This is a genomic window from Nocardioides sp. CPCC 206348, assembly GCF_048654705.1.
In the GTDB taxonomy this organism is placed as follows: domain Bacteria; phylum Actinomycetota; class Actinomycetes; order Propionibacteriales; family Nocardioidaceae; genus Nocardioides.
The window spans coordinates 23,290-33,734 of the sequence record NZ_JBMCZA010000243.1 but is presented as its reverse complement, the minus strand read 5'-3'; the positions used below and the strand labels follow the sequence as shown (position 1 = coordinate 33,734).

Annotated in this window: 11 protein-coding genes; 2 read left to right on the top strand and 9 right to left on the bottom strand. The window is 69.0% G+C overall.

Annotation, left to right across the window (positions count from 1 at the left end; genetic code table 11):
• The 4 genes from ACOADB_RS28530 to ACOADB_RS28515 all read right to left on the bottom strand — a co-directional run.
• Window positions 1-809: thiolase family protein (locus ACOADB_RS28530; protein ID WP_378607191.1), on the bottom strand; the 809-nt coding region annotated here is incomplete at its 3' end.
• 1 nt (window position 810) lies between these two features.
• On the bottom strand, window positions 811-1,569 hold the full coding sequence (locus ACOADB_RS28525; protein WP_378607188.1) for an SDR family NAD(P)-dependent oxidoreductase: 759 nt from the start codon (window positions 1,567-1,569) through the stop codon (window positions 811-813).
• Entirely contained in the window at window positions 1,569-2,735 is a 1,167-nt protein-coding gene (locus ACOADB_RS28520; protein ID WP_378607185.1) for an acyl-CoA dehydrogenase family protein, read from the bottom strand. Before ACOADB_RS28520 ends, ACOADB_RS28525 begins: the two co-directional genes overlap by 1 nt.
• A gap of 91 nt (window positions 2,736-2,826) precedes the next feature.
• Entirely contained in the window at window positions 2,827-3,936 is a 1,110-nt protein-coding gene (locus ACOADB_RS28515; RefSeq protein WP_378607182.1) for an acyl-CoA dehydrogenase family protein, read from the bottom strand.
• A gap of 125 nt (window positions 3,937-4,061) precedes the next feature.
• Between ACOADB_RS28515 and ACOADB_RS28510 the strand changes: the two genes are divergently transcribed.
• Entirely contained in the window at window positions 4,062-4,838 is a 777-nt protein-coding gene (locus ACOADB_RS28510) for a FadR/GntR family transcriptional regulator (RefSeq protein WP_378607179.1), read from the top strand.
• A gap of 18 nt (window positions 4,839-4,856) precedes the next feature.
• Here the strand turns inward: ACOADB_RS28510 and ACOADB_RS28505 are convergent, their stop codons facing one another.
• From ACOADB_RS28505 to ACOADB_RS28490, 4 genes are read right to left on the bottom strand one after another with little or no spacing between them, the layout of a single operon-like run.
• Window positions 4,857-5,510, bottom strand: coding sequence for a CoA transferase subunit B (locus tag ACOADB_RS28505; RefSeq protein ID WP_378607176.1), 654 nt, complete (start codon window positions 5,508-5,510; stop codon window positions 4,857-4,859).
• Window positions 5,510-6,241 (bottom strand): CoA transferase subunit A, encoded by a 732-nt coding sequence (locus tag ACOADB_RS28500; protein ID WP_378607173.1) that lies wholly within the window; start codon window positions 6,239-6,241, stop codon window positions 5,510-5,512. Before ACOADB_RS28500 ends, ACOADB_RS28505 begins: the two co-directional genes overlap by 1 nt.
• On the bottom strand, window positions 6,238-7,446 hold the full coding sequence (locus tag ACOADB_RS28495) for an acyl-CoA dehydrogenase family protein (protein ID WP_378607170.1): 1,209 nt from the start codon (window positions 7,444-7,446) through the stop codon (window positions 6,238-6,240). The genes ACOADB_RS28500 and ACOADB_RS28495 overlap by 4 nt, the downstream gene beginning before the upstream one ends.
• A 54-nt stretch (window positions 7,447-7,500) precedes the next feature.
• Window positions 7,501-8,703, bottom strand: coding sequence for a LuxR C-terminal-related transcriptional regulator (locus ACOADB_RS28490; protein WP_378607167.1), 1,203 nt, complete (start codon window positions 8,701-8,703; stop codon window positions 7,501-7,503).
• 80 nt (window positions 8,704-8,783) lie between these two features.
• On the opposite strand from ACOADB_RS28490, the gene ACOADB_RS28485 reads away from it, so the two are divergent.
• Window positions 8,784-9,332: a TetR/AcrR family transcriptional regulator gene (locus ACOADB_RS28485; protein ID WP_378607164.1), complete on the top strand. Its 549-nt coding sequence runs from the start codon at window positions 8,784-8,786 to the stop codon at window positions 9,330-9,332.
• Here ACOADB_RS28485 and ACOADB_RS28480 read toward each other — a convergent pair.
• The coding region (locus tag ACOADB_RS28480; RefSeq protein ID WP_378607161.1) for an acyl-CoA dehydrogenase family protein at window positions 9,329-10,445 on the bottom strand (1,117 nt) is incomplete at its 5' end. The two genes, ACOADB_RS28485 and ACOADB_RS28480, sit on opposite strands and share 4 nt — an antisense overlap.

Below are 10,445 nucleotides of genomic sequence, written 5' to 3'. Positions count from 1 at the left end.
CGCTTGGTGAAGCCGTGCCGCGCCACCGCGTCGTCGGAAGCCAGCAGTACGCCGGCGGCGCCGTCCGTCAGCGGCGAGGACGACCCGGCGGTGACGGAACCGATCTCGGGCCGGAAGATGGTCTTCAGGTCGGCGAGGCCCGCCACGCTGGTGCCCGGCCGGACGCTCTGGTCGCTCGTGCGGACCGAGCCGTCGAGCTCCATAGGGATGAGTTCGCGCTGGAACCGGCCGGCCTCGATGGCGGCCGCGGCCAGTGCGTGCGAGCGGACGGCGTACTCGTCCATCTCGAGGCGGCTGATCCCCCACCGATCGGCGATGCGCTCCGCGCTCTCGCCCATGGCCGGGAAGTCGTAGAGGGCCTTGAGCTCGGCGGGCCAGGCGGCGCCGTACAGCTCCTCGATCCTGACGACCGCGTCCATCGGGACGTGTCCCATGTTCTCGACGCCACCGGCGATGACCACGTCATGGGTGCCCGACGCAATCAGTGCAGCGGCCATCTCGACCGCGGTCTGGGCCGAGCCACAGCGGCGGTCCAGGACCGTTGCCGGGACCTCGGCGGGGTAGCCGGCCTGCAGCCAGGCGTTGCGGGCGACGTTGCGGGACTGCTCACCGAACGGCGCGGTGCACCCGATCAGGAGGTCCTCGACGTCGGCGGGCGCGAGGCCGGTGCTCTCGAGCAGGGCGGTGTAGACCGTGCCGAGCATGACGTTGGGGTGCACGTCGCGGAACCAGCCGCGGTCCGGGTGCGCGCGCCCCATGGGCGTGCGAAGCGCTTCGACGATCCAGGCGTCGCGACCTGTCAGCGGCATGTCAGATCACCGTCCCGCCGTCGACGGCCAGCACCTGGCCGGTGATGTACGACGCCGCGTCGGAGGCGAAGAACACGAAGGTCGACGCGATCTCGTCCGGTTCGGCCCACCGGCCGAGCGGGATCCGCGCGAGCGTCATCTCCGCGAGCTTCTCGTTGCTGCGGATGTTCTCGGTCATCTTGGTCGCCGCAAGCGGCGCGACGGCGTTGACCGTGATGTTCTTGCGGGCCAGTTCCTTGGCGAGGGACTTGGTGACGCCGATGATCCCGGACTTGGCGGCGCTGTAGTTGACCTGGCCGATGGTGCCGACGAGCCCGGCGGCCGACGTGACGTTGATGATGCGGCCGGCTCCGTTGGTGGCCAGGAACGGCAGGGCCGCCTGGCTGACGGTGAACGCCCCGCCGAGATGGACGCCGACGACGAAGTCGAAGCCTTCCTTGTCCATCTTCGCGAACATCGCCGGCGCGATGGCGCCTGCGTTGTTGACGACGATGTGCAGTGTCCCGCCAGCGAGGTTCGCGGCCTGCTGGGCCGCGGCAGCGGCACCCTCGGCGTCACGGACGTCGAGGGCGGCCGATTCGGCGCGACCACCGGCGGCCACGATCTCCGCGGCCACCGCAGCAGCCGAGTCCTTGTCGAGGTCGGTCACCATCACAGCCGCTCCGGCGCCGGCGAATGCCTTCGCGACCGCTGCGCCGATGCCACTGCCGGCACCCGTGACGAGGGCGGCCCGGCCGGTCAGGTCGAAGGGGGAAGTCATCAGTAGCTCCTGGGAAGGCCGAGGACGTGCTCGCCGAGGTAGTTGAGGATCATTTCCTGCGAGATCGGGGCGATCCGGGTCAGTCGCGCTTCCCGGAAGTAGCGGGCGACGTGGTACTCCTCGGCGTACCCCATACCGCCATGTGTCTGCAGCGCGCGGTCAGCGGCGTCGAAGCCGGCGTCGGCACACAGGTACTTCGCCATGTTCGCCTCGCGGGCGCAGGGCAGGCCCTGGTCGTAGAGCCAGGTCGCCTTGCGCAGGATCAGTTCGGCGGCATCGAGCCGAGCCAGCGAGTCAGCCAGCGGGAACTGGAGACCCTGGTTCATGCCGATCGGGCGGCCGAAGACCTCCCGCTCGTTGGCGTAGCGAACCCCGCGCCGCAGCGCGGCGCGGCCGATCCCGAGCGCCTCGGCAGCCACCAGGCACCGCTCGGGGTTCAGGCCGTCGAGGATGTACTTGAAGCCCTGGCCCTCCTCGCCGATCCGGTGCTCCTCGGGGATCCGGAGGTCGTCGATGAAGAGCTCGTTGGACGTGACGGCGTTGCGGCCCATCTTCTGGATCGGCCGGATGTCGACGTGCGCGCGGTCGAGATCGGTGAAGAAGAGGGTGAGGCCGTCGGTCTTCTTCGGGGAGTCCTCGAACCTGGCGGTGCGGGTCAGGAGCAGGATCTTCTCCGACTCCATGGCCTTCGAGATCCAGACCTTGCGCCCGTTGACGACGTAGTCGGAGCCGTCCCGCTTCGCGAAGGTGGTGATCCGGGTGGTGTCGAGCCCGGCACCGGGCTCGGTGACGCCGAAGCAGACGTGCAGGTCGCCGTTGACGATCCGCGGGAGGTTCTCCTTCTTCATCTCCTCCGAGCCGTGCACGATCACCGGGTGCATCCCGAAGATCGACAGGTGCATGGAGCTGGCGCCGTTCATGCCGGCGCCCGAGGCCGCCACCTCCTCGAGGAGGAGCGAGGCCTCCGTGATGCCGAACCCGTGGCCGCCGTACTCCTCGGGGGTGGTGATGCCGAGCCAGCCACCTTCAGCGAACGCGTTGTAGAACTCGGTCGGGAACTCGTGCCGGGAGTCCTTCTCGAACCAGTACTGGTCGTCGAACTTGCCAGCAAGGTCAGCGACCGCCTTGCGGATGGTCTGCTGATCGTCATTGAGATCGAAATCCACGGTGGGTCCCGTCCTGATCGGAGATGAAGGGGCCGACTTCACGCCAGCCGAAGACTTATGGATTGACTATAACAAAAGGTATGACCAATAACTAGATGACGTCGGACTCCCCGAGGACCAGGTGGAGACCGTCGGCAATGCGTTCGTTCCAGGCCGCGACGGGGCCGAAGAGCTCCGCATCGAGCCGGGCCCGCTTGTAGAACAGGTGGAGGTCGTGCTCCCAGGTGTAACCAATCGCTCCGTGCATGGTCAGCGCCGCGTCAGCGGCTCGTCCGGCCGCTGCCGTCACCTGGGCCTTCACCGCAGCCGCGTGCAGACCGCAGTCCGGGAACTGGCCATCGACCGAGGCCGCGGCGTAGTAGACGCCCGACCGGCCCGCCTCGAGGTCGACCAGGATCGTCGCCGCCGCGTGCTTCACCGCCTGGAAGGAACCGATGGGTACGCCGAACTGCTGCCGCTGGCCGCTGTACTCGACCGCCAGGTCGAGCATCCGCTGCATCGCCCCGAGCGCGTCGGCGGCCGTCACGACGCCGGCCATCTCGGTGATCCGTGCGAGCGCGACCGCGGGATCGACGTCGAGCACCTCGCCGGGCGCGCCGTCGAGGCGGACGTCGGCCACCGACCGCGACCGGTCGAGAAGAACGTGGGGTGTCAGCGTCACGGCGGCATCCCCTGCGGCGACGGCGTGGAGCCTCGCAGCGTCGCCCTCGCCCGCCAGGACCACGAGCACACCGGCCCGGTCGGCACCGAGCACACGGGGAACAACGCCGGTGATCCGGCCGTCGTGGTCGATCGCGAGCGACGGCGCGGCGTCCGGCAGGCACTCGGCGGCAACGACGACGGCGGCGTGTCCGCCCTCGAGGGCTGCCTTCAGCAGGTCCGGGCGACCCTGCAGTGCCGGAACAGCAAGGGTCGTCGCCAGCCAGGCCGCACTGGGCGCTGCGACACGAGCGAGCTCCTCCGCCGTGATGGCGAGCTCGACCAGCCCGCCCCCCTGGCCACCGAGCTCCTCCGCGACGCCGACACCCGACATCCCGTCGCCCACGAAGCGCTCCTCGAACGCGGACGGATCGGCCGCACCGTCGTCCGCGCCCTCGACACCCAACCAGGCGCGGACCTGCGCGGAATCGGCGACGTCACCGAGCCAGCCACGAAGCGCTTCGCGGTAGGCCTCCTGCTCCTCAGAGAACTTCCACTGCATGGCGCTGCCTTTCCACTGTGCACTCGTCCAGCCCGGCCAGCCCGGCGTTACCCGCCGTGAACGTGCCAACTGTTAGTTTGGGTATGACCAATGAAGCGGATGGGTCCGCGAAAGAACGGTAGGAAATGACTGATTCCACGAGCGCCCCCACAACGCCCGCCAGCGTGCGGGCCGCGGTCCAGCTCTCGCCCATGCAGGTCCCGAAGGCGTCCGACGTCCTCGCCGACGACCTGCGCGAGCGGATCCTTCGCGGCGACTTCCCCGAAGGCACCGCGCTTCCACCCGAGCGTGAGCTCGTCGCGCAGACCCGGATGAGTCGCACGACGGTGCGCGAGGCGCTCCGCATCCTGGAGGTCCAGGGCCTGGTGCAGATTCGCACCGGCCGGTCCGGCGGAGCATTCGTGCAGAAGCCGGGCGAGGAGTCGATCGCCAGCACGGTCAGCCTGCTCATCCGCGGGCGCCAGGTGCGGCTCGCCGCGCTGCTCGAGACCCGCGAGGCCGTCGAGCCCGCCTGCGCACAGCTCGCCGCGAAGTACCGCACCGACGCCGACCTCGAGGCGCTCGACCGCGCCAACGGCGCGATCGCACTCGAAGGGCCGCTCGGAGAGTTCCTCCAGGCCAACGTCGACTGGCACGTCGCGGTGGCGGTCGCCTCGCACAACGAGCTGTTGACCGGCTTCATGGGCGCCTTGTCGCGAGCCATCTACGCCGCCACCGACAACCAGGGCTTCATCAATGCGGAGGTCCGCAAGACCACGCTGCAGGCGCATCGCAGCATCACCGAGGCGATCCGCAAGCGCGACGCGACAGCCGCCGGACGCCGGATGACCCGCCACGTCCACGAGTACGCCTCGGCCGTCCTCGAGGTCGAGGAGCGCACCGAGATCGACGTCCCGGACTGACAGGTCACCACGGCGGGGTCAACCCAGACCCGGGCCGAGCTTGAACTCGGCTTCGGTCTTCGACGTGAGCTCGTCGAGCGAGACGCCCGGTGCGATCTCCAGCAGGGTGGCGCCCGTGCCGCCTCGTCGATCGATCTCGAACACCCCGAGGTCGGTGATCAGCATGTCGACCACGCCCTTGCCGGTCAGCGGCAGGGTGCACTCGGGCTTGAACTTCGACTCGCCGGTCTTGTCGCAGTGGTCCATCACGACCACGATGCGACGCACGCCGGCGACCAGGTCCATCGCGCCGCCCATGCCCTTGATCATCTTGCCGGGCACCATCCAGTTCGCGAGGTCCCCGTTCTGGGACACCTCCATGCCGCCCAGGATCGACAGGTGGACGTGGCCGCCGCGGATCATCGCGAACGAGTCAGCGCTGGAGAAGTAGCTCGACCCGGGCAGGTCGGTGATGGTCTGCTTGCCGGCGTTGATGAGGTCAGGATCCAGCTCACCCTCGTAGGGGAACGGACCGATGCCGAGCAGTCCGTTCTCCGACTGCAGGGTCACGGTCATGCCCTCGGGCACCATGTTGCCCACCAGGGTCGGGATGCCGATGCCGAGGTTGACGTAGTAGCCGTCGCGCAACTCCCTGGCGGCGCGCTCGGCCATCTCTTCGCGGGTCCAGGCCATCACACGTTCTCCTTCACGACGGCCGGACGCGTGGTCGGGCGCTCGATGTGCTTCTCCGGGCCGGTGGACAAGACGATGCGGTCGACGAAGATGCCGGGCGTGTGCACGGAGTCGGGATCGATCGAGCCCACCGGCACGATCTCCTCGACCTCGGCGATCGTGAGTCGCCCGGCCGTCGCGATCATCGGATTGAAGTTGCGCGCGGTCTTGCGATAGACGAGGTTCCCCTCGGTGTCGGCCTTCCAGGCCTTCACCAGCGAGACGTCGGCCGTCAGGCCGGTCTCCATGACGTACCAGTCGAGGGTGCCGTCCGGGTTCGGGAACTGCCGCGTCTCCTTGCCGTCCGCAATGATCGTGCCGTAGCCGGTGCGGGTGAAGAACGCAGGAATGCCCGCCCCACCGGCACGGAGGCGCTCGGCCAGGGTGCCCTGCGGGTTGAACTCGATGTCGATCTCGTTGCTCATGAACGCCTCGGCGAGGATCTTGTTGTCACCGGCGAAGGACAGGATCACCTTCGCGATCTGGCCGTTCGCGAGGACGTGCCACATGCCGTGGTCGTCGCAACCGACGTTGTTGCCGATGACAGTGAGCTGCTGCGCGTTCGAGTCGCGCAACGCCATGACGAGGTCGACCGGAACACCGCAGAGGCCGAACCCACCGGCCGCGACGACCATCCCGTCCTGCACCTGGTCGGACAGCGCCTCGGCGGCGCTGTTGAAGATCTTCGTCATGATGCGGCTCCTGCTCGGGGCATGCCGAGGATCCGCTCGGCGGCGATGTTGCGCTGGATGTAGGTGGAGCCGCCCGCGATCGCGGTGCCACGGCTCTGGTTGGCCAACCGCAGCCAGGCGCGGCTCGCGGCGAGCTCGTCGTCGTCCTCGGCCAGGTCGAACTGGCCGCCGAGCGGCGCCAGGGACAGGCGGAAGTCGGCGAGGTCCTCGACGAGCGGGCAGAAGTAGAGCTTCCCGATCGAGGTCACCGGGCCGGGAGGCGCACCCGCCGCTGCGCCGGTGACGACGCGCTGGCTGATCGTCTTGTGGATCAACGCCCGCGACCACAGGTCGGCAACCTTCTGCCGCACCTTCGGGTCAGCACCCAGGGGCCGACCGGAGGCGTCCTGCATGCCACGGATGTCGGCAACGATGTCGGTCACGGCCTTGGTCGTGTTGACCCGACCGGTCGCGATCGCCACGCGCTCGAAGGCGAGCGTGCCCATGGTGACCTTCCAGCCACCGTCGACCTCGCCGACGACGTACTCGTCGGGAACGAAGACGTCGTCGAGGAAGACCTCGTTGAACTCGGCTTCACCCAGCATGTGCTGGAGCGGCCGGACGGTGACACCGTCGGTGTCCATCGGCAGCAGGAAGAACGTGATGCCCTTGTGTCGCAACTTGCCCGGGTCGTTTCCGCCCGTGCGCGCCAACAGGATGGCGTGGGCCGCGATCTGCGCCCGACTGGTCCAGATCTTCTGACCGCTGATCCGCCAGCCGCCGTCGACCTTGACAGCCTTGGTCCGCAGGCTGGCCAGGTCGGAGCCGGCGCCGGGCTCGGAGAAGAGCTGGCACCAGATCTCGGCGCCCGTCAGGATCGGCTTCAGCAGTCGCGCCTTCTGCTCGTCGGTCCCGAAGTGGGCGATCGTCGGACCGCAGAAGTCCTCGCCGATGATGTTGAGTCGCTCGGGTGCACCGGCGAGATCGCACTCCTCGCCGAAGATGGCGCGCATCCGCTCGTCCAGGCCCTGGCCGCCGTACTCCCGGGGCCAGGTGAGTCCGGCCAGGTCGGCGTCGCACAACATCTGCTGCCACTGCCGCCAGAAGGGGAGCTTCTCCTCCAGACCGGGAGGCTCGGGCCACGCCAGCTGCGGCAGGGCCTCGGCGAGCCACGCGCGCACGCGGGTGCGGAAGGCTGCCTCGTCGGGGGCGTCAGCGAGATCCATGGTACCGAGATTACAATGGTCAGACCGAATAGGCAATGGGGTCGACGCCCCGCGTCAGTCCTCGCGCGCGCCGATCGTCAGGCGGAGGAACTGCGAGATCGCCTCGGCACGGTTCTCGACCCGGAGCTTCCGCAGGATCTGCTTCACGTGTGACTTCACGGTGCCGGTGGCGATGACGAGCCGCTGCGCAATCCGCTCGTTGGTGGCCCCGGTCGCCATGAGGGTCAGCACCTCGAACTCGCGGCTGGTCAGGACCCGCTCGAGAGCCTGCGGGCGTTCGATCCCCACCGGCGGCGCATTCCTGCTGACCACCACGGCCGCCTCATCGCGCCGGGTCAGGTCGATGGCGCTGGTCGCGAGGTCGTCGAGCACCGCATCGACGGAACGCATCGCCTCCATCACCTGCGACCGCTGCTCGCGCAGCCGCGCCAGGAGGACCGCTCGCTCGAAGACCTGCGCGAACCCGATGGCGAAGAACCACAGGATGTCGCGATCGAGCTCGACCACTTCGGCGTCCCTGTTGTCCGCATGCAGCAGGCCGATCACCCGTTCACCCGACAGGATCGGCGCGACGACGTACGACGTCAGGCCGGAGGCCTGCGCCATCGGACCGTAGACGCGGGCGTCGTCGTCGGCGCGCAGCACGATCGCAGGTTCCCGGCGACGCACCAGTTCACTCTCGAGCAGCATGTGGGACAACCGGATGCCGGGGACGTCGCGGATCCAGTCACGGAAAGCGCGCTCGGTCTCACCCATCGTCGTGGCGTGGCTGCGCCACGGCCGCCAGGTTTCTTCGTCGACGCGCGAGAGCATCACCCGGTCGAAGCCGCCAGCGTCCGCTGCCACCTCACAGACCATCGCCAGCAGCTCGTCCTGGTCGGTGACGGTCCGCAGGCGGCGCAGGCCGCGGTCGAGCTGGTCCAGCCGTCGCAGTCGCTCGTGTCCGACGTGATCGTGGATGGCAAAGCGCACGGTGTGGATCTCGTGCAGCGCCTGACTCACCTCGACCACCTGGTCGGGTCGGTGGTCCCGGCCCTGGTCCAGCAGGCACTCCCGCAGCACGCCACCGAGAATGGCCAGCTGTCCGTCGACGATCCGGATCTCGTCGGAGGGAGTCTGCTCGATCTCGTCCGCGTCCTCGAGATCGTCGAGCACGTCGAGCGCGCGAAGCAGGTCGACTCCGGCCACGTGGGCCCGTGCCGCCTGCGCGACCAGCTCGGCCCGTCGTCGCGCTGATGCGGCGCTGCCCGAATCCATCACTCCACCTGTCCGCCGACGACGCTGGCCGCCGACCGTCTGCGTGAACGATCGTTCCGTCATCATGGTAGTCTCCTTTCGTGCCGCGTGACCGCCGGATTCTCGACACCGCCGCAACGGCGTTCCACGAGAAGGGCTTCCACGGCGTCGGCATGGACGAGCTCGGCCGCCGGGCCGGACTGAGCGGGCCGTCGCTCTACCGCTACTTCTCCGGCAAGGACGAGATCCTTGCGACCTTGCTGAACGAGGCGATGGACGAGCTCCTCGGCGCCACCCGTCCCGTCCAGGACGAGCCCGTCGCGGACCTGCACCGTGCCCTGCGGCACCACATCGACTTCGCGCTGGCGAACCGGCCCCTGGTCACGCTCTACCAGCGAGAGGTCCGCTCGCTCGTCGAACCGTGGTCGAAGAACTTCACCCGGCGCCGGGCCGAGTACTCCCGGGCCTGGGAGGCCCTGGTGGCCCGGGCACACCCGGGCCTCGACGAGGTCGCGGTTGCTGTTGCCACCCAGGGCTGGCTGGGCATGGTGTTCTCCGTTGCCACCTGGCCCGAGCGGGTGCTGTCCACCCCGCAGGTGGCCGACCGGATCCTCGGCCTGCTGACCCGCGGGGAGACGGACGCGCCCTAGGCCTTCGAGCGGAAGTCCCACATACCGGCGGCGATGCGGCGGTACTGCAGCTCGTCGGAACCCTCGGTGATCCGGTAGCGCCGGTGGTGCCGGTAGATGTGCTCGAACGGGTGATGCCTGCTGTAGCCGACGCCGCCGTGGATCTGCATCGCGCGATCGGCTGCGTCACAGGCCAGCCGGTTGCCCCGCACGTTGACCATGGAGACCTTGTCGCTGACCGCCGTCTTGCCGTGGACGTCCATCTCCCACGCCGTCTTCATGATGGTGTTGCGCACCAGTTCCGCCTCGGTCTGCAGCTCGACGAGCTGCCACTGAAGGCCCTGGTAGTCCCGCATCTGCTGGCCGAAGAGCGTGCGCTCCTCGGTGTACTCGACGGACCTGTCGATGCAGAACTGCGCGGCACCCAGCGAGCTCGCGGCCTGGCGGATCCGGTTCTCGTGGACGAACAGCTGCGCGCAGTCCAGGCCCCGGCCCTCCTCGCCGATCATGGCCGAACCCGGCACCCGGACGCCGTTGAGCCGGACCTCCGCATGGTCGGTCGGCATGTTGAAGGTCCACCAGTAGAACGGGACCTCGAAGCCCTCGGCGTTCGTCGGCACCAGGAAGGCCGAGATCCCCTCGGCCTTGCCGTCCTCGCCGCCGGTGCGCGCGAAGACGAGGTCGACCTCGGCGACGTCGACGACGCTGTTCCAGCGCTTGGCGCCGGTGATGATCCAGTCGTCACCGTCGCGCACGGCGCGGGTCTCGAGCCAGGTGGCGTCGCTCCCGTGATCGGGCTCCGTGAGACCGAAGGCCATCTCCATGTCGCCCGACACCAGGCGCTCGAGGTACCGCTCCTTCTGCTCGGGCGTGCCGTACTCGTGCAGCACCAGCGCCAGCGGGACGTTGGCGACCATCGACGCCTCGTGGCTCAGCTCAGCGTGCAGGCCGGGCCCACGGCGGGCGAGGTGCTCCCGGATCAGGGCCATCGCGACGTTCGAACCGTCCTGGCCTCCCAGCTCCTTCGGCAACGGGTAGCGGTAGAAGCCGGCCTCGTCGGCCAGGACCCGTGCCTCGTGCATGATCTCGCGCCACCGGCGGGTCGGGATACCGCCTCGCTCGACGTCGGTGCGC